Origin of the sequence: Alkalihalobacillus phoenicis (assembly GCF_047302405.1) — a bacterium.
In the GTDB taxonomy this organism is placed as follows: domain Bacteria; phylum Bacillota; class Bacilli; order Bacillales; family Bacillaceae_D; genus Alkalihalobacillus.
In genome coordinates this window covers 2,276,704-2,298,774 of the sequence record NZ_CP154853.1, presented here as the reverse complement: position 1 = coordinate 2,298,774, position 22,071 = coordinate 2,276,704, and the positions used below count along the sequence as shown (strand labels likewise).

Here is a 22,071-nt window from a genome sequence, read left to right as displayed (position 1 = left end):
AATAAAAGAAGCTATTTATTTGTCGGATTATTATGATTTCAAAACAGGGAGTTGTTTGGGGGTGTAGGGGTAGAGCCTAGCATTGAACATAATTTTCATTGTGATTTGGGGTATAACATTTACGTTGGCGATAACTTCTATACTGGATATAACTGTACGATTTTAGATATGGCAGAAGTTAGAATCGGTCACAATTGTATGATAGGTCCTAATGTCGGGATTTATACGGCTGGTCATTCGCTCGAACCAAAAGGGAGAAATAAGGGTGGATACGCTATACCGATAACAATTGGGAATGATGTTTGGATAGGTGGAAGTTGCGTAATCTTGGCAGGTGTCACTATTGGCGATAATTCAGTTATTGCAGCTGGTTCTGTTGTGACAAAAGATGTTCCTGCTAATACGATAGTTGCTGGTAACCCGGCAAAAGTTTTAAAAAAGATCTAATTGGTTTGCTGTTGTATGAACGGAGGCTTTTCTTCAATTAGAAGGAAGGCCTTTTTCTTATGAAAAAAATTTCAGGATAAATTGGTAAAACTTAGCTTATTTGTGATGAAATGTTTTATAATTTGAAGTAGAAACACTACAGCTTGTACGAGAGCATATGGAAAGAGGTAATGATGTGAAAAATAAAATGACAAAAGTACTTTACATTTTACTTGCTATGTTAATTGGTTTTATAGGTGGATACTTGGGATCTACATTTCTTACGGACACTAATCTATCTCTTATGAATATTTTATTAGCGATTATTACGCTGATTATTTCATTTGTTCTCCACCTCATTATTCATGAGTTTGGACATCTTATTTTTGGGAAGTTAACCGGATATAAGATGTTGTCATTCCGTATCTTCTCTTATATTTGGGTGAAAGAGGAGGGTAGGTTGGTTTTTAAACGTCTATCAGTTCCGGGTACACTAGGGCAATGTTTAATGGTTCCTCCTGCTCATACAAATGGGCAAATGCCATTTAAGTTCTACTTATTAGGTGGTGGTCTGTTAAACCTTATTTTTAGTGGACTTTTACTAGGTGGAGCTATACTCTTTGACTTTCGCTCGATTCACCTTCTCGCATTTGTAATGGCAGGAGTTATCACCGCACTTTTAAATTTGATCCCTATGGCATTTAATGATGGAATGACATTAAAAAAAGCTTGGAATGATCAAGAGGTGCAACGTTATATATATAAACAGCTCACGGTTAATGCTTTAACGACACATGGCACACGATATCAGGATTTAACAAATGATCTCATTGAGAAGCCTTCCAAAATCGACTATTATAATATGTTTCATGTGTGGACTTTTTTCGTACATTATAATCGTGCTGTTGAGCGCTTTCAATTTCACGCAGCGAAAGAAATTATTGATGAATTATGGGCAAATATTGATCCCAAAAGCTTTTATCGAGTTGAGATAGCAAAAGAGTGGATGTTTTGCCAAATGTATTTTGCAGTAAATGAGGCTGAAGTACAAACATTGTATAAAGAAAAAAGTGTTCAAGCTAGTTTATCCCCAAAAATGATGAATCATTTCCGAGTCAAAGCGATGTATGAATGGAAAATCGAGAATAATCAAGATTTAGCGACTCGTTTGTTTGAAGAAGGGTTAAGTAATATAAAAAAACATGCAAACAAAGCAGATTTGTTATTCGAAACTAATTTAATCAAGCATTGTCTTGCGGAGATGGAGCAGGAGAGGCAGGTGGAAAGGCCATTTTATTCTTTATAATATTTTATATTTTTGTCATTCCATTATGCGTACTATTACATGAAATAGGCCATGGAATGGGAGTAATCCTAACGTCAAAATCTCATGCCGATATTTACTTGTGGCCGACGATGTTATTAATAAAAGAGGAAGTTATTTAAACCTGAAAGCTATATCTTTAATGCTTGTGACATCACGTTTACTAGGAACGGTTTTAGCTCAAGTGTTGTTTATCCCTGGAGCAAAATATGTTGCCTGGTTTACTAAATTTATTGTGTGAAACTTGTAACAAAGCATAAAACTTTAGGGATAGGGAGGTAAAAATGAATTGGAGAAATGTATTTAAAGGGGCTGCAATGGGGTTTGTTGAAGCAGTACCTGGGGTTAGCAGCAGCACGATTGCGATGTTATTAGGAATCTATGAAAAATTGATTGAATCAATAAGTTTACTAACAAGTAAGGAATGGAAACGAGGATTAAGGTTTCTAGTTCCAGTTGGGGTTGGAGTAGGTGTAGGCTTAGTTATCTCACTTAAATTAGTTTCTTTCTTTTTAGAAAGATATCCGATGGAGATTCATTATTTATTTATCGGACTTATTATAGGTTTGATTCCATTTATTTGGAAAACAGGGCTGCAGCCAAGTGCCCAACATACATATGAGATAAAACAGTCTATAATTATGGTGCTAAGTTTGGTCATTGTCGCGAGCTTAAATTTATTACCTAGAGACCATTCTGTAATGGTTAATTTGACGATGGGAGATTATATTTTTTTATTTGGATCGGGGTGGCTGGCTAGTATTGCCTTAGTCCTCCCAGGAATTAGTGGTGCTTTAATCTTGATGATTGTTGGTGCTTATCAAACAGCAGTTAATGGTGCCGTCAACTTGGATCTACCGATTATTCTTGTAGTTGGTTTCGGAGTTGTTTGTGGGGTCTTAATGACTGGGCGACTCGTCCGATATTTGCTTCATAAATTCAAGCAAGAAACCTATTCAGCGATCATTGGTTTACTTATCGGTTCTCTTTTTGTCCTCTATCCTGGTGTCCCGATCAGTGTTTTTCAGATAATGATTTGTATTAGCTTGTTTTTCGTTGGTCTATTCGCTGCCTCTATTTTAGGAAAAAAGTAGAGAGAAGAAGGAGTATTGTCCAATAAAGTAAGTTTATAGGACAAAAGAGAGAAAGGAGTAAGAACGTTGTCCAATAACGAAGGTTTATGGGACAAAAAATAGAGTGAAGAAGGTGGAGTGTCCAATAAAGGGAGTTTCTAGGACAAAAGAGAGAAGGGAGCAAGAGAGTTGTCCAATACCGAGGGTTTATAGGACAAAAAAGAAAAGAGTAGATAAAGTAATGTCTTTTAAAGTGAATTTTTAATCATCAAAAACATGATAAAAGAGAGGGGGATTCAAAAGTGGATCTAGCCTTACTTGAAGAACATATTCTACAACTTGAGAAACGTGTCATGGGTTATCAAGTTCATGAAATGGCTGAGCTATTAGCTGATGACTTTGTGGAGCATGGCAGTTCTGGAAGGATCTTTGATAAGAAAGATCAGCTTAACACTTTAGATTATAAAAACACGATCACTTATACAGTAACCGATTTTAATATAAAAATATTGTCCCTTGATGTTTTATTAGCTACCTACAAAACGCTCAGACATCCTGATAATAAAACTTCTATACGAAGTTCTATCTGGAGGCGAAAAGAAGGCAAGTGGCAAATGGTTTTCCATCAAGGAACACCAACGACAGTTTAAGTGAAGTTTTAAAATAAAGTCTTAAAGAAGATATGTGGGGTGTATTAATTGAGAACTTATACGATTTTATTCATTATTATCGCTATAATGCATACAGCTAATTTGGTGAATGTTACTTTATTTAAGGGAGAATGGAACGGAATAGTGTTAATGCTTTCAAATATTTTATTTATAATTGCGATTTTTTATTTTTCGATTGAATTTAGAGTTAATCGAAAAGTAAAGAAGAGCTCCTGATTAACTTAAAAACGAAATGTTTTTAAGTACAGTCGTACTTTCATTAGAGTTTCTACGTCAATTAGTTCTACTAAATTTGATTATCATGATCCAAATGAAATACTTCAACAAAAAAATTATTCCAGCGAGAGTGGAAAGATATGCCGATCGAATTAATTGAAAAATAGTGAAATTCTTTATTGTTAAACTAACTAATTCAAGGTTTGATGTGTTATCTAACCAGCATAAGCCCCTTTAGTATATCTAAATGGCAATCATATTTTAAATAACCTTCATAATTTCATCATATAGCAGTGATAATCCATGTTCCATTTCTTCAAATGTGCAATAGGCAAATGACAGTCTTAAATGGTAAAAGTCTTTTGGGTAATAAAGATAACCTGGGTTGATTAAAATGTTTCTCTTAAGTAAATTTTGAAAAAGAGATTTGGTTACGACTGGATTTTTAAATTTTATCCAGATATAGAAGCCACCTTTTGGAGAGTTCCATGTTGCAATAGGAGAAAAAAGTTTTTCTAAGAGATTCTCCATAAAAGAGGCCCGCTCTTTTAATTGTTGTCGTAGGTGAGACATATGATCTTCATAGGCAGTTGTGTTTAATAAATTCGAAATCACTTGTTGGGACAATGTGCTACATCCATAATCAAGCTGCATTTTTAAGTCTGCTAGCCGGTTAATGACCAATGTTGGAGCGACAATCCAACCAATTCTTAGTCCTGGGCTTATGGTTTTTGAAATGCTCCCAATATAAATCACTTGGCCATCATGGTCGAGAGACTTCAGTGCATTGGGTGCTTCTTCAAAGGCCAATTCATGATAAACATCATCTTCAATAATTGGCAAGTTCATCGAAGAAATGATTTTTTTTCTTTCTTCCATGTTTAAAATGTCACCAGTAGGATTATTTAATGTTGGAATCGTATAGTAAAAACCATTGTGTTGATTGATATCTTTTAATTGTTCACAATATAATGAGTGCACAGAAGGAATTGATGGTAAATAAGACGGACGATCATAAAAAATGTATGACTTAGCGTCTAATAAACCTAAAGAAATTAGCTGTAATGCTTGCAAGGCTCCTGACACGATTAAGATGTTTTCAGGTGATGTGTGTAATCCTCTTTTTAAAAGGTGCTTGGACAAAGACTGGCGCAAATCTAGATTTCCTTGTGACTCGGAATACCCTAAGTTGGTTGAATCAAGCTGGATAATTGCTATCGCACTTTTAATTAATTTGTCGGGCATTAAATCTGGTGACATTTCTCCTGTCCCTAAACGAATAATTCCTGGTGAAAATTCATACTCATTCACTTTTTGAATCGTGTCGAGGTTTGATTTATACAAGCCTTGATTGAGCGTTCTAGACCAATTTAATTTTGGTTGGTTCTTAATAAATTGATTCCAACTTTTACTCTTCACATAAGTATATCCACCTTGTTTTGAAGCAAGAAGGCCTTCTGCTTTTAATTCCTCTAATACTTGAATAATCGTGCTCCTATTTACTTCCAACTGTTCAGCAAGCTTCCGCTGTGTCGGTAATTTTTCACCGATGACCCATTCGCCCTGATTAATTTTGGTCATCATCCATGATTTAATTTGTTCGTACAGGCTTTGAGAAGACGAACGGTTTGGTTTCCAACTCATCATTAAAACTCCTCATAAAATTGGTTGGTTTGATCTTTTGATAATTGGTTGTTTTCCTTCTTTTGTCTTTAGCATATCATCGTCGGTAGAGCAAAAGAAAGGGGAATATCCAACAATGATTATTGCTTTTATACACGGTTTTATTTTATCACTCGGTTTAATTCTACCACTAGGCCCACAAAATCTATTTATCTTTAATCAAGGGGCTACTCAGCCAAAGTGGGTACAAACACTGCCAGTCGTCATTACAGCTGCCCTTTGTGATACGGTATTAATTATACTGGCGGTGATGGGTGTCTCTGTATTTGTAATGACGTTTCCGACAGTGCAACTCATTTTATATTTAGGTGGTTTTTTCTTTTTAGTTTATATGGGGTTCACGATTTGGAAAACGTCTAATCACACTATGCAAGAAAAATCAAAAGCTCTTTCTACTCGAAAGCAGATTACCTTTGCGATCTCAGTTTCCTTATTAAATCCTCATGCTCTAATGGATACAATCGGTGTGATTGGTACAAGCTCACTCCCTTATCAATTAATAGAAGAAAAAATCGCCTTTACTATAGCTTGTATCTTAGTTTCATGGCTTGTGTTCTTATTACTCTCCTATCTTGGAAAAGTGTTAAAGAGACTAGACCAGTCAGGGAAGTGGTTAAATCTTATTAATAAAATATCAGCTCTTTTCATTTGGGGGGTGGCTTTGTTGATTGGTTATTATTTGTTGTCATTGGTATCGTAAATCTATAAAGGAATAAAATGAGGTAGTGGAGTATTATTAAGGTTGAGACATTCTAATAAGTTAAGGTTTTAAGTGATGATGAAGCTGTGAAATTGGAAATTCATGCTATAATGACTGAAATATATTCGTTTTGATTGAGTAGTTATTGAGTAAACTGATTAATTCGAATGGGGTGATATTATGGAGCATCACTTATTAAAACAGGTCGGTATGCACATTTGAAAGGAGTTTTTATGAATATTAGACAATTTAAAAAAGAGGATGAAACCGGATGGGTTCGATGTCGCGTTTTAGCTTTTTTAGATACGGCTTATTTTGACAATGTCTTGAAAGAAAAAGAGACGTATGAAAATCCAGCTATTGAGTTAGTCGCTCTTATTGATGACCAAATTGTTGGTTTATTAGATATTGAATATGAGCTCAAGGAAAAAACGATATGTTCAACAACTACGGGGCTTGGTGGGATGATCTGGCATATCGCTGTTCACCCTGATTTTCGCGGAAAAGGGATAGCTTACAAGCTTTTACATGAGGCTGAAAAAATAGCTCAAAGAAAAGGACTTACTTATTTTGAAGCGTGGACAAGAGATGACGACTGGGTAAATGATTGGTATAGCAAACAAGGCTTCACAAACGTTCATTCCTATTTACATGTTTATATGGAAACAGGTGATGAAATAAAAAAAGCGGTAGAAGGTAAGTTCCCTGACTTCCATCCAATACAGGCTTTTGCCCATTACGTTGGAGATAAAAAGGAGGTTATGAAAGAGCAGTTTAAAAGGGTACATGAATGCAATTGTTATCAAAAAGTGTTCACGAATAGTCGCTCCAAAACGACTCCCGAATTGTAACTATCAAAAAAGAAATGGAAGTGAAGGTCGTTGGAAATTTATCAAGCTACTATGGAAGATTTAGAAGGAGTATCCGTTTTATTTAATCAATATCGTCAATTTTATGAACAGGTATCTGATCTCAAGGGGGCTAAAGCTTATTTAACAGAAAGGCTGGAGAAAAAAGATTCAGTCATATTTATAGTGAAAGAAGGCGAACATTATTTAGGGTTCTCCCAACTTTACCCCACTTTCTCTTCTATATCTATGAAAAGAGCGTGGATTTTAAATGATTTGTATATTGATAGTGGAGCACGTAAACGCGGCCTTGGTGAACAATTATTAGAGAAAGCAAAGGGATTTGCGATCGAAACAGGTGCAGTCAGCATTAGTTTAAGTACGGCACTAGATAATCAAACTGCACAACGGCTTTATGAAAAGAATGGCTATCAAAAGGATACCGACTTTTATCATTATGAGCTCAGGTTGAAGTAAATCAGTTTTACCTCCGAGTTCCAAATGAGATAAGTACTTGGAACTCGGAACAATGCAAAAAAGACTAATATTAATTGTGATTCTCTAGTATTAAAAAGGATTTTCTCCTTTTATAAATACTTTCATAAGCAGCTCCTCTCTTAATCTTTTTAAATATCAAAAAACAGCCCGAGAAAACCTGCAATCATTAATACTAGCCAACCGATAGCAACAATAAGTAAGGCAATTTTTAAGGTTTTTTTCATTTTTCCCTCCGATCTGAACTAATTATATGTATTAATTATACATTAATGTTAATTAATAGATGGTTTAATTGAATGGGGGGACTTATGAGCAGCTTTTGTTAAAGTGATTATATAATTGGATAAATTCATGATCATTCCAGACTAAATCATAAAGAGTTTGTGATATTTTTAGGTATTGCCCTTCTTCTAAATCATATAAAATTTGTTGCTTTGGTTGGGCTAAGAATAGCAATAGAATAAATTCTCGTGTATTATTCGTGACCATTATGGAGTCTGTTTTAAGAGCTGATCCTAAAATTCGGGCATCTGAGGCTGATGGAAAGCGGAAATTCTTTTTGATTTCCTGTGTTAAAGGGGTGCGGTAGCGCGTTGTCACAATGGCAGCCATTCTACGTATCACTTTTTCTTCTTCGTAGTTAATATGATTTGGCACAACTTTTAGATGTGGCAAAAAGGCCTCAATATTTTCTATTTCTCGCTCATTATGAAACACTTCTCGAAATCCATACGTTTGGTTAATAAGCTCTTCCTTGACTTCCTCAGGGATGACTAAGTGAACTTCATTTGTTTCCTTTTCTTCCTCGACCATTTGAAAAAAACGTTTGGAAGCCTTTTTTAAGTATTTATTTTTGGTGACATTATAGCGAATACAATTCGTGTCTAGCATGTATTGTTTCATTTGAAGTCGGCTTCCTTTCAGGTCTTTATTCTATTATAGCAGTTATGGGATAGGGAGTTGAGAAAAGGAAAATTTTAAAAGGAACTTTCTTTAATTGTAATGGGTTCTCTTGAGGGGGGACAAATTAGTAAAATATCATATAAAATCGCAGACCTATTCGCAATAGCGATTAGGTCATTTTTAGTGTGCCCGGCATGGGTGATAGCTAGGCGGTGAAAGTCCGCTACAGACTTGGCAGTAGGAACTGTTAGCTTAAAGGCAAGGGTGTCTGAGGTGACTCAGAATCTGAAGGAAGCTGGAGGCAAAACCCTGAGCCGACGAATTGAAACTGCATATAAGGCTGAATAGAGACGGATGAGCTTGCTAAACAAAGCAAAGTCCAATACTGTCCAAATCTCTTACAGTAAATGCAACGGCTACGTGGGAGGAAAGGTATCATTCTTACCCGGGGAGATCTCATGAGGGTTCCTAAGAGAACAATGAACCTAGAGATAGGGAAATGAATCATGAGAAGTCAGCAGAAGCCATAGTAGTTTCTAAACAGAAACGAAGGGCTGAACAATCTTCAATCTTGGAAAACAAGGAGGTGTAGGCAGTTCCCGCCTAAACGCAGAAAACATCGTGGTAAAGACCGAATAGATCACTACCTATGGAGAGATAAGTTGGAAACGAAAGGGTACATAGGAGTGCGTAGGGATGCCGACATGGATAGGACAGAACAAGGTGGTATTCATCTTAGGATAAGGTCATTGCCCATAAGAATCTATGGACAGCATATGAGAAAGAACAAAGGAGTGCCAGGTGTGGATTGCAAAACAGATTTATCTTCACTGGAACCCGAAGAAGTAGCCAAGTTGATATTGAAAGTGAACGACCACTCCACCAACTTCTTCATCCAACACATTCGTAGGAAATTATCGGTTTTGGAACGCCCACTCACCACTGCAAGAGGTGATGGGAAAAGTTATATTTATTCCAATTTCAATCCGAAATACGCTCAAATGGCTACCACTATTCTCAGAACCTATTACAATTTCTGCCTCCCCTATAAATCATTTGATAAGCAAAAGTTGACTCCCGCACAGCGTTTAGGGTTAACGGACAAAAGGTTTAAAATAGAGGATATTTTGTATTTGAGGTAGTAAAAAAGAGCTTGCACGACTTATTAATTTATTTACAAGGCGAATGGAATATTATGTTAAAATATAATGCAGGGGGGTGGCAAATGAATAGAAAAAAAGGAAAGAACTATTTATCTTTTATAGTGTTAATACTATTATTCGCACTAACAGCTTGTACTCAAAGTCCTGATTTCGAGTTGTATGAAGGAAAAGCATTAAGTATAGCGGTAGTCGGTGAACCACCAGAAGTAGAAGAAGAACAAGTTAGGTTCAATGAAATTTCTTTTGATGAACTAACAAGCGAAGATTTAAACTCTTATGATGCAGTCTTTATTACGGAAGAAAATCTTCCTGAAGCTGCTGATAGCAAGTATGCAAATATTTATTTAGACTCAACTATTCCATTCTTTTTTATATCAGCAAATAATCATATCCCTTTTACCATAAAAGAAACGGGTTATGATGAGTCTTGGAAATGGAATGCTGGTCAAAGCTATGCTGTTGGGGTCCTTAAACAAGAAGATGAGTCATTAAAAAGTTGGGGGTTTGGTCTATTCAATAATAAAAAAACTGAGAAACACATAAGAGCTGTGTATTCAAGAATTTTTGAGGAAATTAATAAACTTAATCGTTAAATGTAAAAGGAGCATAATCAATATGCTCCTTTTTAGCGGTTCTATTTGATTTTTGTGTTAAATATTGAAGAAATTAATAAGTCATCGGTGCTAAAATTGATGCTTTTTTTGATGCTGTTAATGATGCGTTTTTTGTTGTTTTTTTAACTTTTGTCCCCCAAAAGAGAACCCGTTACTTTAATTGGTGGATCCTAAGTTCTTTAATCAAATAACCTCTGCAATTCAAAGTACTCCGTCAATGGTTTTTGTCTTCCTTCATGATGCCATTTATTGTACTCTCTGAAAACTTGTTTTATGTCATTATTAGCACGTTCTTCAATGTCTAAATCGTGATAATTAAAGAAAAAGCCCAAAAACGTGGGCTCTTTCTTAATCTTAATATTTATCCTTTTTCCTCTTTTGTGTGACGTTTTTCCACCGCTTCTTTTCTTCTGAAGCGAGTCGGGCATTTTGTTTCCGGTTGGCGTAGGCTAGTTCTCGTTGGAGTTTAAGGTAGCTTTGCCATCTGTTTTTCTCCAATGTCCCGTCCTCAAGGGCAGACAAAACAGCACATCCTGGCTCGGTTTTATGTGAACAATCCGCAAATCGGCATTGCTCAAATAAGGTAGAGATATCATTGAATGAGCCACTTAAGGATTGATCATCTTCCGCCCAAAGCTGCAGCTCTCTCATTCCAGGTGTATCAATAATGACTCCACCATTTGGCAGAAGGAGGAGCTCACGGTGTGTCGTTGTATGTCTTCCTTTTTTATCCTCAGCACGAACGGCGCCTGTTTTTTGAATGTCTGCTTCTAACAAAGCATTTATCAACGTTGATTTTCCAACGCCAGAGCTGCCAATTAGAACGATTGTATCGTCAGGATTAATATGTTCGAGAATCTCTTCTTTTCCGTCCGTTGTTTCTGCACTCCATAAGAACAGGGGAACCCCAAAGGCGATGAGTTCTGCCTCTTCTTTCAATTTCTCACCATCTTCAGCTAAATCCGCTTTAGAAAATACAATAAACGGGGAAGCTCCACTATCCCAAACGGCTGCTAAATAGCGTTCGAGTTTCCGTGCATTTAAAGGTTCCTCAGCACTAACGACGATAAAAACCTTTGTCACATTCGTTGCAACAATTTGTACATCTGTTTTTAAACCCGCGACTTTACGGGTGATTTTGCTATATCGAGGTAGAATCTCATCGATAATAACTTCATCTGTTGTGGCGACATCTCTAAGAATCACCCAATCTCCAACAGCGGGAAAATCCATTCTAGAGAATGCTTCATAATGCATTTTCCCTTTGACAAGAGCAGAGCGAGGCCCTGACATTGTCTCGACAATATATCTGCCTTTTTGTTCATTAATAACTCGAGCGAGATGCTCTTCATTTCCTGTGAAATTCATTTCCTCTTTATAAGCTAAACGTGTTTGTAATAAATTCAAATGTGTTCCTCCTAGTGTTTTTATGCATACAAAAAAAGCCCGAATAAGGTCACCCATCATCCGCACTTTTGCATACTTAACTAGTTGAAACGTTAAAAATTAACCGATCAATAATTGAGAAGGATGATGGATGAGCATTAAAATAGATGATTGTCTGTTTGTTAGTACGTATTTCATATGCCATCACCTTCTTTCCTTAATAGTAAGCTTATCATATATCAAATAATGGAGATTGTAAAGTTTGATTTTCAATAATTGAGATTAATTAGAATTGAGTGATTTGGTCACTTTTTCTGAAAGCGGGCTCTTTCCCATTACATAATTAAAGGTTAAGGAATAGGATAAAAAGATGGAGATATATAAGAATTTATATTAGGGAGTGAAGAAATGAAATATAAAAAGAAATTAAAGATACTCGTCCTCATAAGACCATTCTATGAGTATTTAAAACATAAGCCTAAATGGGACATGATTCAAGCGCTTGAAAAAATAGCAACTGTTCGCTATTGGCATGAAGACGGTGATATTAAAGAAATAATCAATTTTATGAAATTTGAGCCGGATTTTATCTTGCATTATGATATTGCTTGGTTGTATGGATTAGGGCCGAAAATCACTGGTTTAGAACAGGTTAATATTGCAAAAGGGGCTTATGTAATTGATCTGCATTGGGAGCCTTTAAAAAGAATCGAGTATATAACAAATAACAAAGTTGATCTTATTTTTTCCCCGACCAAAAACCCTTTTTTAAAAGTATTTCCTCAATTCAAAGAGAAGTTATGCTGGGTACCTTGGGCGATTAATCAAGATGTCATGAAGGATTGGCAACAACCAAAAGACATTCAATCATTACTATTAGGTCTCGTTCATACAACTCCAGAGGAATTAGAGGAGAAAAAGATTCCAGTGCCAAAAACGATACCAGCAAAAGGTAGATATGAGTTCCGTGATCAAGTATTGAAACGAATGTTAGGAGAGGAAGGGTTTGTTTTTCATCCACATCCAGGGCACCGAGTTAAGGAAGAAGAAGGGAACTTTGTCAATCAAGCATATGCGAAAGAAGTGAATCGTGCTAAAATTTTTTATACTTGTGGGAGTCGTAATTTAACAGGTGGCATTGCCGTTCTTAAATTTTTTGAGGCATTGGCCTGTAACACCTTGCTGTTAGCTGAAACGAATGAGGACATTGAAGAATTAGGGTTTATTGATGGGAAGAACTTTGTTGCATGTACAGTCGATGATTTTTATGAAAAAACGATGTATTATTTAAGAAATGAAAAAGATAGACAGATAATTACGTCGAATGGATATCAGTTTGTTCATCAAAATCATACGATTGAACATCGTGCTGCGGAAATGCTAGAGGCAATAAAAAGGGTCGTAAAATAAAATTCTACTTTGGAGAATATATTATAATTGGAAGAATGTTAGAAAAAATGTTCTACTGTTGTAAGGATTTAATATTATGGTGAAAATTAAAGTCATATTGGAGTTTTAGTATATATCACATAGTAAATAACAAAAAAAGTTCAGATTATTCTGGGCTTTTTGCTATTTAGCGAGGTTTTCATTACCAATAACGAGTGATACTCACTATAATCAAAGGTGGGCAGGGTTTTTATTACAATAGCAATAATAGTACCACACACTAAACAAACGGTTAGCTAGTTCTTCAACTAATTTTAAATGAAGTGTATCAATACAAAGGTCTTTGAAGAGAATTGTCGAATGTAAATGATAGTAATTTTTCGTAACTCTAAATAGCAATAAGGACGGAAAGAAGTAACTTTAAAACCGTGGAGTATGTTAATTGTAGAGTGTGTTCTAAATTGAAGTTTTTAATGTAGTAAAATTATTTGAACTTGAGAATCGTGATATCTGAAGTAAAAACAACCTACTGAAGTTTACGACCGTTTAATCTGTTGGATGTTTTTTGATAATGTTGTTTATAGTCTAACGAAACAACAGCGAATATAGGGTTAGTCATTCTTAAATATTGGAGGTACAACATGAAAATAGCAATCATCTCAGATATTCATGGAAATAAAACGGCATTAGAAGCTGTTTTATCAGATATAAAGAGTAGAGAAATCGAGCAAATTTTTTGTTTAGGGGATTTAATTGGAAAAGGTCCACAGGGTTCGGAATGTATTAAATTGGTGCAAGAGAATTGTCACAAAGTGATTCGTGGCAACTGGGATACTTTTATCCAAAATCCTTCAGATAGTGAATTTATCCAATGGTTTCAAGAAAGGTTGACGGACTCAGATTTTAAATATTTAAAGTCATTGCCTTTTTCTATTGATGTAGAACTAAAAGGTCAATTGATTCGTTGTTTTCATGCATCACCTAGAAGTGAGTTTGAACGGATTTTACCATTTCACTCATCAGAAAAATTACTCTCGATGTTTGAGTATAGTGAAACATTAAATGAAGCTGCTCCTGATAGAAGCCCGGATATGATTTTCTATGGCGATATCCATACTACTTTTATGCATACATACAAAAAAGGCATTATTTGTAATGTCGGAAGTGTAGGTAATTCTCTCGATTTAACTACAGCGTCATATGCAATCATTGATGGTACAAGTTCGTTTAATTCCATTCAATTTGTCAGGGTTGAGTACGATAGGGAGGCTGAATTAGCGATTGCCGAAAAGTTAGGGCTACCTGACTTAGAAAAATACCGTGATGAAATATTGTTAGGAAAATATCGCAATCCAAAATAGTAGAAAAATGACTTGAAAAATTAGGAGGAAAAATGATTAATCGCTTACCTGTTTTAGAAACAGAAAGATTGATACTTAGGGAAGTAGTAGAGAGTGATGCGAAGGACTTGCTTTCTTATTTATCAAGGGAAGAAGTTGTCAAACATATGGGATTAACTCCTTTTAAAACAATTGATGATGCGTTAGAGGAGATCGGTTGGTATCAGTCCATTCTAGAAAAAAAATCTGGAATGAGATGGGGCATTACGTTAAAAGAAGAAGGAAAAGTGATCGGAAGCTGTGGTTTTTTAAACCGGAGTCAGAAACATTTTCGAGCTGAGGTTGGTTTTGAATTAAGTAGTAACTATTGGAGAAAAGGTCTTGCTGGAGAAGCACTTGGACAAGTCGTTCAATATGGATTTGAACAATTAGAGCTTGAGCGCATCGAAGCCTTAATTGAACCTGCTAATCTAGCATCACAAAGGTTGGTTGAAAAGCACGGCTTTGTTCGTGAAGGTCTCCTAAGAAACTATGAATTTACAGCTGGGAAGTTTGATGATTTGTATATGTATTCGATGATTAAAGCTGATTTTATTCATATGTACAAAAGAGAGGAGTAAAGACAAAAGTGACAACGGGGGCAATTCATCATTTAGAAATCTATGTTTCAAACTTACAGAAAAGTACTCAGTTTTGGGGCTGGTTATTGGAGGAACTTGGCTATCACTCGTTCCAAAAATGGGACGGAGGACAGAGCTGGAAATTAGGAAATTCATACTTCGTATTTGTACAAGCAGAGGAACGCTTTTTAGATAGACCTTATCATCGTTGCCGTGTCGGATTAAATCATTTGGCTTTTTTTGCAAGTTCAAGAGAACATGTCGATGTACTGACTGAGCAGTTAAAAATAAAGGGGGTAAAGCTCCTCTATCAGGAGAAACATCCTTTTGCTGGTGGTACAGAACACTACGCGGTTTATTTTGAAGATCCAGATCGTATGAAGGTTGAGTTGGTCGCACCGAATGAATAGTACGATGTATTAGAGTCTCGATTTTAATGCAACTAATAATTAGATTTACAGGGGAGTTTTTAAAGCAGATTCAGCTGTATTTTCTTGCTTTTCAGATAAATGAGAAGTAAGATTAATTAGGAGATATTCGAGAGGAGAAAATACGACCAATGGTAACTTTATAATGGACTTTAATGAAATGTGTATATGACCTTGTTTTTTTCTGTTGATGGCAAACAAGGGATAAGTATGCCTTTTTTATCCATTATGAAGCCTCTTGTATCGTGTTTTTACAAATACTACAGAGCGCTCATTTTTTTGGGTTGCTCTGTTTTTTTTTTATGAATATCTCTTAGATACAGGGGCTTTATTTTTCTAATACAAAACGATTAATTGGAGGAATAAAGTGATGTCTATAAAACAAATAACGAATAAATTAGATGAAATCTTAACAGAATTAATGACCAATGAACCGATCCCAGGACTGGCAATTGCGGTAACTCAGGGAGAACAGAAGATATATATGAAGGGTTTTGGTGTGATGAATATGGAGATGTATGAAGCGGTGACGAAGGAAACTCTTTTCCATACAGCTTCTATCTCCAAAACATTTGTTGCTTTAGCTATCATGCAATTAGTTGAAAAAGGTGATTTAAATCTTGATGAACCGATTATTTCTTATTTGCCTTATTTTTGCCTAGCTGATGAACGATATTGCATTATTACAACACGCGATCTATTAAGTCACTGTTCTGGAATCCCGAATGAATATGAATTTAATTGGGGAAATCCTGAATATGACGAGCTGGCGATTGAACGGTATGTAAAGAGTAAAAAAAATGAAAAGTTAAACTTTACGCCTAGTGAAAAATTTGAATACAGCAATACGGCCTTTGAAATATTAGGGGATATCATTCAAAAGGTATCTGGTCGACCGTTTGAAAAATATGTTGAGGAGCGGATTTTAAAACCTTTAAGTATGAATGAGAGTAGTTTCTTAAATAAGGAGCTTAATAGAAGTAAGATCGCGACTCCACATATTTTATCAATGGACGGTACTTATGGACCGAAAGTTAGTCCAGTTTTTCCTTATAACCGTCGTCATGCCGCTAGCTCGACGTTATGCACAAGCTTAGAGGAAATGACAAATTATGCAATTATGATGCATAACAAAGGTTTATTTCAGGAACAATCGTTAATTGGTGGAGAATATTTTGCGGAAATGTTTGAACCAGTACAAAAGACAAATTGGGGAGAAGAGATGGATGAGGTAGGTTTGGCATGGTTTATTGGCCAATATAAAGGACGTAAGATGTATTCTCATTCAGGCTTGGATACTGGATTTCGTAGCAATTTAATCGTCTTACCAGAGAAAAAAATAAGTATCATCCTTTTCACAAATAATGATTACAGTGGAACGGCTGTTATCTGGAAAGCGGTTCTCGATGTTGTAATAGGTGAAAAGGTTGATGGTGTGAAAAGATCGCTTGCCCGTTTTTTAGCGAAGTCATTAATAGAGTCGGGGGAGAAGGTGACTTTGGAGGAATTTAAGCGGATTAAGGGTGGAAAGATAGATGTTGGCTTTAATGTATTAGAGGCAGAATTAAATTATGTCGCTTATGAGCTTTTTGAAGATGAGAAAGTAGACGAAGGAATTGCTCTGTTAAAGATGGCAGTAGAGCTTTTCCTAGAATCTACTAATTTACATGATAGCTTAGGTGAGATGTATCAAGCAAAAGGTGACCGAGTGGAAGCTACTCGCTATTTTAAAAAAGCGATCGAGCTAAATCCAACAAATGACGAGGCGATTGAGCATTTGCGAGCACTTGTTGAGGAAGAGTTGTAAGAAGCTAACTTTGGTGAAAGTGACTTGAGTGAATGGAAAACAAAAAAACTTTAACATTAGTCTTTTTGCTGTAATAAGTAGGGATTGTCGCGATTATGGTGCAAGGAATCTATTCAAAATAAAATAATAATGTTATGATATTTCTGACAACTAATGGAAGGTGGGGGATTTAGATGGAACAGATTTTAGCAACTAAGGTGATTGAAGAGTAGTTAGTGTAGGCTATCTTCTTTTCAATCTTGTCGGAATACTAATTAATTGAAAAGAGGATTTGAATGTATACAAATGATAACTTAACAATTCGTCCAATCATAGAAGCTGATTTACCACGACTGTGGGAGCTCATTTATAAGGAAGAACAACCTGAATGGAAAAAGTGGGACGCTCCTTATTTTCCTCATAAAGCAAAACCATATGAAGAGTTTTTGGAAGGTTGTGTGAATTGGGTAGGTGCAGATGATATTTGGACAATAGTAATTAATGGTAAGGTATGTGGAACCGTCTCTTATTATTATGAAGATGAACAAAAAAACTGGCTTGAAATGGGGATTATTTTTTATCAATCAGGAAACTGGGGTAAGGGACTTGGCACGCGTGCTCTCAAACTCTGGATGAATCATTTATTTCGGGCAATACCGTTAGTGCGAGTTGGTTTAACCACATGGTCTGGAAATGAGCGGATGATCCGCGTCGCCCAAAAGCTCGGAATGACAATGGAAGCACGTATTCGTAAAGTTCGCTTTTATAACAATCAATATTATGATTCTATTCGAATGGGGATTTTACGTGAGGAGTGGGAGAAAGCTCTTATTAAACTAAGCTGTTAACGAGTAGGAAAAAAGAGTTGCTAAGGTAGCTCTTTTTTCATTTGAATGTAGAGTGTGAACATATAGGGGGAATCAAATGAAAAAAGCGAAATGTTGGAATTGTGGCCATTTATTTAAATGGAGTCGGTTATTTATTTTTTATGATGGAAAATGTTGTACGGTGTGTAAAGAAAAGCAATTTTCTACTTCGGAGGCTAGCCAAAGAATGCTCGGATTGGCTCTTTTGACTTCGCCGTTAACGATCATTGCCCTCTTAATCTCAACGCAGTTAGAACTTGCTATTTCCTATTACGCATTAATTTATATTTTTATGTTATATGCGATTCGACCTTTCCTTTTGGAATTCACTAATGAGAAGCAGCATCCATATAAATATTTATTTAAACCAGAGAACAAAGGTGGTTCCTAAGTTAAACTATATTTTTAAAGAGTGGATATTACATTTGTAGAATCTATTCTTTTTTTTATAGTTCTAAAGTTACAAAGAATACTCTGTGTCCTCGTAGAGTCTGTTTATAAATAATCAGATATTAAGGTGAGAGCGGGATTAAAACATTGCTGCATATAATTTCGACTCTTTCGGAATACTAGATAGTATTAATTTGAAGGAGCTCAAGTAATGGCTGAAGTATTAACCGAGATTAAGTTAGCATTTCAAAACAATGATGATTTTCTATGTATTGAACAACAATATGATGATGTTCATCTTGTTTTTTTGGGACTGAATTCATTAATTGATTTTCCTTCAACAATGCAAGGGATCGAACATACGATTTTAACCGCAGCGTTACACGTTGAAACTCTATTATTAATTCAAAATCTTGGTAATAAAGTCGAGACAGTGGAGCGAGTTGAATCCGAAATACTAGAGTGTAACCTCGTTATTTACATTCCTTTAAATAGGTGTTTTGTTAGTGTTAAACCTACACCTCAAACTCTAGAACGTTCAATAGAACCACCTAGTGAAGAAAGTGCAATCAATGGACCTAAGAGTGCCTTTAATGAGAGTTTGTTAACGAATCAAGGATTAATGCGCAAACAGTTGATTTCAAAGCAACTTATAGTTAATACTTTCACTCTCGGTAAAGAAGAAAAAAATCATTTGTCCCTTTTATATTTAAAGGATAAAGCAAATGAGCAGCTGATTCATTCGATTATCAATCAAATAAAAAGAAAACAAAATAATAATGTCAATACGACACAAGATATGATGAAGCTATTTGAATTTTCTCCTTGGACTATTATTCCAAAATTTCATACGACTGAATTGCCACAAGAGGCTAGTCAAGCTCTTCTTAATGGAAAAGTTACTTTGATGATAAATAGAATACCATTTGCTTTTATTTTGCCAAGCTTATTTTCAGATATGGTTTTTTTAGAAAATGATAAAAATTTACTTTATCCATTTATGTTGCTCATTCGTTTTCTACGGGTATTAGGCATATTAATTGCTGTGATCGTACCTGGTTTGTATGTAGCTTTAGTTGCTGTAAATCCAGAAGTTCTTCGGATAGAGCTTGCTTTATCCGTTGCTCAAAGTAGGGAGGGGGTACCCTATCCTGCAATAGTGGAAGTCTTACTTATGTTATTGGTTTTAGAACTGATTCTTGAAGCGAGTGTACGTCTACCAAAGAGTATAGGTCCAACGATAACGATGGTTGGTGGTATTATACTGGGACAGGCAGTTGTAGATGCAAAATTGGTCAGTAATTTGTTAATTATTATTTTAGCCGCAACGCTGATTGCGAACTCTACGGTAATTGGTTATCAAAATGCAATCTCTATTCGTTTTTTAAAATATATTATAGTTATTCTTGCTTCCATTTATGGGATACTAGGAGTTTTAGCGGGAATCTTTATTATCTGCTCATATTTGGCCAGTTTAAAAGTGTTTAATATTCCTTATTTAAAATTACAACCAGAAAAGGATGGGTCTTTCAGTGAATAAAAACATACAAGTATCTGTATTATATATTCTCATTCACTTAGGACTTATCTTTTTTTTGTATCCATCAAACATTATTGGAAGTACGGATGGTAGTCATTGGTTGCCTATTTTTCTTGCAATACTACTCCATTTTTTGTTACTTGGTCTTTATATGAAAGGGTTGAGCTATTTTCCTAATCAGACGATTATTTCGATCTATTCAAAGGCAGGAAAAATGTATTCAATCTTCTTTTTAGTTCCGATCTGTTTGTATTTTTTTATGGCATTAATCATTTCAGTAAGAGCTTATGCTGAAATCATTCTCATTATTTTTTTATCGAATGCATCTTTGCAAGGAGTCACGATATTGTTGGTTCTTATTTCAACTTATCTAGCCATGTTAGGAATCAAGTCCATTTTTCGAGCCGCTCTATTATTAGCGATGCTATTTCTACCATGTATTTTTTTCGTTTTTGTGATGTCCTTTCAAAATGTGGATTGGCATTATTTCCTGCCTTTTTGGAGTAATGATTTTAGCTTCTTAACAAGTGAAGCATATTTTAAAAGCTTTTTTGCAGTAGGGGGAGGGTTCTTGTTTCTAGGATTGATTCAACCGTATTTTCCACTTCATAAACAAAGCATTTTGCTGGCTGCTTTGTTTATCGCTCCCTTCTTTTTTATATCCGTATATATTCCGATTCTTACTTTTGGTCAGCAGACGGCATCGACTATGATGTTTCCCTTCGTTGTGGCAACAGATGCAGTTAATATTAACTGGTTAGGCTTAGACCGGATCACGATGTTTTTTTTGTTAAGTTCAATTGCCTTTATTATGTTGTTTATTTCTTTTATTATTTTTAATACGGCCAAAATATTAAATCATTATTTGCCTAAGATAAATAATCAATTTTTGGTCTTGATCACAGCTCTTATCACATTGGTCGTTTGTTGGATGATTCCAAGTTGGAGTGAAATTGATCAATTATTTACATGGAATACGCCTTTAAGGTTTTATGTGATTTTTTTAACGCCCTTATCTTTATTGTTTCTAGGAAAACGATCTAGAAAAAAAGGAGGGGCTTATCATGCATAAAAGAATGTTAATGTGCTTAATCATGTTTATTTCAATCTGTTTCTTAAGTGGCTGTTGGGACTATAAAGATATTAATCACCGTGTCATGCCAGTTGTTTTAGGAATTGCAAAAGAAGAAATAGATGATGCGTATAAAGTATTTCTACAAATTCCGCTGCCATCTGAAAATCAAAACGAGACTAGAATTGTTATTGATAGTGGGAAAACGATTAATGAAATTATCAATAATATTAGTACAAATATGGAAAGCCAAGTGGATCTATTACATGTCAAAGTCATTGTTGTGGGACAGGAGATTGCAGAAGAAGGCTTTGATGATCTAATTTCTGCCTTTTTACGGTCAAGAGACATATCGTCAAAAGCATTATTTACTATATGTGAAGAAGACTTAAATACCTTTTTTTCAAAGATGGGAAATCATGGTAATGAAGGTACGGTTTTATTAGACTATTTTGAAAAGGATGCAGGTTGGAACCCACAAATTGCTCTGACTAGAGTTTGGCATATTTATAGAAGTATTCATTCTTTAACAAATGATGTGGCAGTGCCAATATTAAAATTAGGAGATACAACGATGGTTGAACAGACAGGTTCAGCCGTAATTAAAGAAGGTCGAATGGTTAGTCGAATTGATTCGAAAGAAACACTCTTATATAACGCCTTTAATGGTGAAAGTACTCAAGGAATTATTGAAGTGACAGATAATGCAGCAGTAAGAATAGTAGAAAATTCAATGAGGCATAAAGCTACTTTTGTGCAGGGAAAACCTAAACTGGCATCCACTGTTTTTTTAAAAGTGACTATAATGGAAACAAAACAAGGAACCACGGAAAAAGTGATAAAAGAACAATTAAATCAGCAACTAACCGAACGGTTTAATGAAATGTTCACTAAGATTCAACAAGTGGAGTCCGATATCTTAGGGATTGGTCAACTTTTTAGAAATAAGCTACCACGCTCAGAGCTTACGCAATGGCGTTCTAAATATTATCCTCATATAACAACTGATATTCATTTTGAGGTAGATATTCAAAACAGTGGAAATTTGAAAATGTAGGCAAGGCTTTTTTGACTAGATAAGAGGGAGCCGTTTCAAGTTGAAATAGCTCCTTTTTCATTCGATTAAGTAAAGTAT

General features: G+C 35.3%; 22 protein-coding genes and 2 pseudogenes. 21 read left to right on the top strand and 3 right to left on the bottom strand.

Annotated features, from left to right (window positions below):
* Positions 1 to 51 precede the first annotated feature (51 nt).
* The 6 genes and pseudogenes from AA0017_RS10980 to AA0017_RS10955 all read left to right on the top strand — a co-directional run bounded on the left by AA0017_RS10980 (position 52) and on the right by AA0017_RS10955 (position 3,710).
* Positions 52 to 447, top strand: a complete 396-nt coding sequence (locus AA0017_RS10980) for a sugar O-acetyltransferase (RefSeq protein ID WP_413381907.1) — start codon at positions 52 to 54, stop codon at positions 445 to 447.
* 175 nt (positions 448 to 622) lie between these two features.
* Positions 623 to 1,732 carry a hypothetical protein gene (locus AA0017_RS10975; RefSeq protein ID WP_413381904.1) on the top strand — a complete coding sequence of 370 codons (1,110 nt, stop codon included), beginning with the start codon at positions 623 to 625 and terminating at the stop codon, positions 1,730 to 1,732.
* Between the two features lie 97 nt (positions 1,733 to 1,829).
* A pseudogene (locus tag AA0017_RS10970) lies at positions 1,830 to 1,991 on the top strand (lipid II flippase family protein); the annotation flags it as partial.
* A gap of 43 nt (positions 1,992 to 2,034) precedes the next feature.
* Positions 2,035 to 2,844, top strand: coding sequence for a DUF368 domain-containing protein (locus AA0017_RS10965; RefSeq protein WP_413381901.1), 810 nt, complete (start codon positions 2,035 to 2,037; stop codon positions 2,842 to 2,844).
* 281 nt (positions 2,845 to 3,125) lie between these two features.
* Complete coding sequence (locus AA0017_RS10960; RefSeq protein ID WP_413381898.1) at positions 3,126 to 3,473, top strand: DUF4440 domain-containing protein; 348 nt, start codon at positions 3,126 to 3,128, stop codon at positions 3,471 to 3,473.
* 48 nt (positions 3,474 to 3,521) lie between these two features.
* Positions 3,522 to 3,710 (top strand): hypothetical protein, encoded by a 189-nt coding sequence (locus AA0017_RS10955; RefSeq protein ID WP_413381896.1) that lies wholly within the window; start codon positions 3,522 to 3,524, stop codon positions 3,708 to 3,710.
* Between the two features lie 261 nt (positions 3,711 to 3,971).
* Here the strand turns inward: AA0017_RS10955 and AA0017_RS10950 are convergent, their stop codons facing one another.
* Positions 3,972 to 5,354: a PLP-dependent aminotransferase family protein gene (locus tag AA0017_RS10950; RefSeq protein WP_413381893.1), complete on the bottom strand. Its 1,383-nt coding sequence runs from the start codon at positions 5,352 to 5,354 to the stop codon at positions 3,972 to 3,974.
* 115 nt (positions 5,355 to 5,469) lie between these two features.
* Between AA0017_RS10950 and AA0017_RS10945 the strand changes: the two genes are divergently transcribed.
* The 3 genes from AA0017_RS10945 (at position 5,470) to AA0017_RS10935 (ending at position 7,418) form a co-directional block, all read left to right on the top strand.
* Entirely contained in the window at positions 5,470 to 6,093 is a 624-nt protein-coding gene (locus tag AA0017_RS10945) for a LysE/ArgO family amino acid transporter (RefSeq protein WP_413381890.1), read from the top strand.
* A 233-nt stretch (positions 6,094 to 6,326) separates the two neighbouring features.
* Positions 6,327 to 6,944: a GNAT family N-acetyltransferase gene (locus AA0017_RS10940; protein WP_413381887.1), complete on the top strand. Its 618-nt coding sequence runs from the start codon at positions 6,327 to 6,329 to the stop codon at positions 6,942 to 6,944.
* Between the two features lie 30 nt (positions 6,945 to 6,974).
* A complete protein-coding gene (locus AA0017_RS10935; RefSeq protein WP_413381884.1) occupies positions 6,975 to 7,418 on the top strand; it encodes an N-acetyltransferase family protein in 444 nt (147 codons plus the stop codon).
* Positions 7,419 to 7,745: 327 nt separating this feature from the next.
* Here AA0017_RS10935 and AA0017_RS10930 read toward each other — a convergent pair whose 3' ends face one another.
* On the bottom strand, positions 7,746 to 8,342 hold the full coding sequence (locus AA0017_RS10930) for a hypothetical protein (protein ID WP_413381881.1): 597 nt from the start codon (positions 8,340 to 8,342) through the stop codon (positions 7,746 to 7,748).
* Positions 8,343 to 9,124: 782 nt separating this feature from the next.
* On the opposite strand from AA0017_RS10930, the pseudogene AA0017_RS10925 reads away from it, so the two are divergent.
* A pseudogene (locus tag AA0017_RS10925) lies at positions 9,125 to 9,484 on the top strand (insertion element protein); the annotation flags it as partial.
* Between the two features lie 83 nt (positions 9,485 to 9,567).
* Positions 9,568 to 10,098 (top strand): hypothetical protein, encoded by a 531-nt coding sequence (locus AA0017_RS10920; RefSeq protein WP_413381878.1) that lies wholly within the window; start codon positions 9,568 to 9,570, stop codon positions 10,096 to 10,098.
* 375 nt (positions 10,099 to 10,473) lie between these two features.
* Here the strand turns inward: AA0017_RS10920 and rsgA are convergent, their stop codons facing one another.
* Complete coding sequence (gene rsgA, locus AA0017_RS10915) at positions 10,474 to 11,526, bottom strand: ribosome small subunit-dependent GTPase A (RefSeq protein ID WP_413381875.1); 1,053 nt, start codon at positions 11,524 to 11,526, stop codon at positions 10,474 to 10,476.
* 387 nt (positions 11,527 to 11,913) lie between these two features.
* On the opposite strand from rsgA, the gene AA0017_RS10910 reads away from it, so the two are divergent.
* From AA0017_RS10910 to AA0017_RS10865, 10 genes are all read left to right on the top strand, one after another.
* The gene (locus AA0017_RS10910; protein ID WP_413381872.1) at positions 11,914 to 12,915 is read left to right on the top strand and encodes a glycosyltransferase; all 1,002 of its coding nucleotides are present in this window, start codon (positions 11,914 to 11,916) and stop codon (positions 12,913 to 12,915) included.
* A 620-nt stretch (positions 12,916 to 13,535) separates the two neighbouring features.
* Positions 13,536 to 14,255 carry a metallophosphoesterase family protein gene (locus tag AA0017_RS10905; protein ID WP_413381869.1) on the top strand — a complete coding sequence of 240 codons (720 nt, stop codon included), beginning with the start codon at positions 13,536 to 13,538 and terminating at the stop codon, positions 14,253 to 14,255.
* A gap of 32 nt (positions 14,256 to 14,287) precedes the next feature.
* Complete coding sequence (locus tag AA0017_RS10900) at positions 14,288 to 14,854, top strand: GNAT family N-acetyltransferase (protein WP_413381866.1); 567 nt, start codon at positions 14,288 to 14,290, stop codon at positions 14,852 to 14,854.
* A gap of 8 nt (positions 14,855 to 14,862) precedes the next feature.
* Positions 14,863 to 15,264 carry a VOC family protein gene (locus AA0017_RS10895; protein WP_413381863.1) on the top strand — a complete coding sequence of 134 codons (402 nt, stop codon included), beginning with the start codon at positions 14,863 to 14,865 and terminating at the stop codon, positions 15,262 to 15,264.
* 388 nt (positions 15,265 to 15,652) lie between these two features.
* Positions 15,653 to 17,089: a serine hydrolase gene (locus AA0017_RS10890; protein WP_413381860.1), complete on the top strand. Its 1,437-nt coding sequence runs from the start codon at positions 15,653 to 15,655 to the stop codon at positions 17,087 to 17,089.
* A 275-nt stretch (positions 17,090 to 17,364) separates the two neighbouring features.
* Positions 17,365 to 17,916 carry a GNAT family N-acetyltransferase gene (locus AA0017_RS10885; protein ID WP_413381857.1) on the top strand — a complete coding sequence of 184 codons (552 nt, stop codon included), beginning with the start codon at positions 17,365 to 17,367 and terminating at the stop codon, positions 17,914 to 17,916.
* 76 nt (positions 17,917 to 17,992) lie between these two features.
* Positions 17,993 to 18,325, top strand: coding sequence for a hypothetical protein (locus tag AA0017_RS10880; RefSeq protein WP_413381854.1), 333 nt, complete (start codon positions 17,993 to 17,995; stop codon positions 18,323 to 18,325).
* 210 nt (positions 18,326 to 18,535) lie between these two features.
* A complete protein-coding gene (locus AA0017_RS10875; RefSeq protein WP_413381852.1) occupies positions 18,536 to 19,864 on the top strand; it encodes a spore germination protein in 1,329 nt (442 codons plus the stop codon).
* Complete coding sequence (locus AA0017_RS10870) at positions 19,857 to 20,936, top strand: GerAB/ArcD/ProY family transporter (RefSeq protein ID WP_413381849.1); 1,080 nt, start codon at positions 19,857 to 19,859, stop codon at positions 20,934 to 20,936. The genes AA0017_RS10875 and AA0017_RS10870 overlap by 8 nt, the downstream gene beginning before the upstream one ends.
* A complete protein-coding gene (locus AA0017_RS10865) occupies positions 20,929 to 21,993 on the top strand; it encodes a Ger(x)C family spore germination protein (protein ID WP_413381846.1) in 1,065 nt (354 codons plus the stop codon). Before AA0017_RS10870 ends, AA0017_RS10865 begins: the two co-directional genes overlap by 8 nt.
* Positions 21,994 to 22,071 lie beyond the last annotated feature (78 nt).

Coding starts and splice junctions, on each gene's coding strand:
- AA0017_RS10965 (WP_413381901.1), top strand. CDS start 2,035: ATGAATTGGAGAAATGTATTTAAAGGGGCTGCAATGGGGTTTGTTGAA.
- AA0017_RS10950 (WP_413381893.1), bottom strand. CDS start 5,354: ATGAGTTGGAAACCAAACCGTTCGTCTTCTCAAAGCCTGTACGAACAA.
- AA0017_RS10945 (WP_413381890.1), top strand. CDS start 5,470: ATGATTATTGCTTTTATACACGGTTTTATTTTATCACTCGGTTTAATT.
- AA0017_RS10940 (WP_413381887.1), top strand. CDS start 6,327: ATGAATATTAGACAATTTAAAAAAGAGGATGAAACCGGATGGGTTCGA.
- AA0017_RS10930 (WP_413381881.1), bottom strand. CDS start 8,342: ATGAAACAATACATGCTAGACACGAATTGTATTCGCTATAATGTCACC.
- AA0017_RS10920 (WP_413381878.1), top strand. CDS start 9,568: ATGAATAGAAAAAAAGGAAAGAACTATTTATCTTTTATAGTGTTAATA.
- AA0017_RS10910 (WP_413381872.1), top strand. CDS start 11,914: ATGAAATATAAAAAGAAATTAAAGATACTCGTCCTCATAAGACCATTC.
- AA0017_RS10905 (WP_413381869.1), top strand. CDS start 13,536: ATGAAAATAGCAATCATCTCAGATATTCATGGAAATAAAACGGCATTA.
- AA0017_RS10900 (WP_413381866.1), top strand. CDS start 14,288: ATGATTAATCGCTTACCTGTTTTAGAAACAGAAAGATTGATACTTAGG.
- AA0017_RS10890 (WP_413381860.1), top strand. CDS start 15,653: ATGTCTATAAAACAAATAACGAATAAATTAGATGAAATCTTAACAGAA.
- AA0017_RS10885 (WP_413381857.1), top strand. CDS start 17,365: ATGTATACAAATGATAACTTAACAATTCGTCCAATCATAGAAGCTGAT.
- AA0017_RS10880 (WP_413381854.1), top strand. CDS start 17,993: ATGAAAAAAGCGAAATGTTGGAATTGTGGCCATTTATTTAAATGGAGT.
- AA0017_RS10875 (WP_413381852.1), top strand. CDS start 18,536: ATGGCTGAAGTATTAACCGAGATTAAGTTAGCATTTCAAAACAATGAT.
- AA0017_RS10865 (WP_413381846.1), top strand. CDS start 20,929: ATGCATAAAAGAATGTTAATGTGCTTAATCATGTTTATTTCAATCTGT.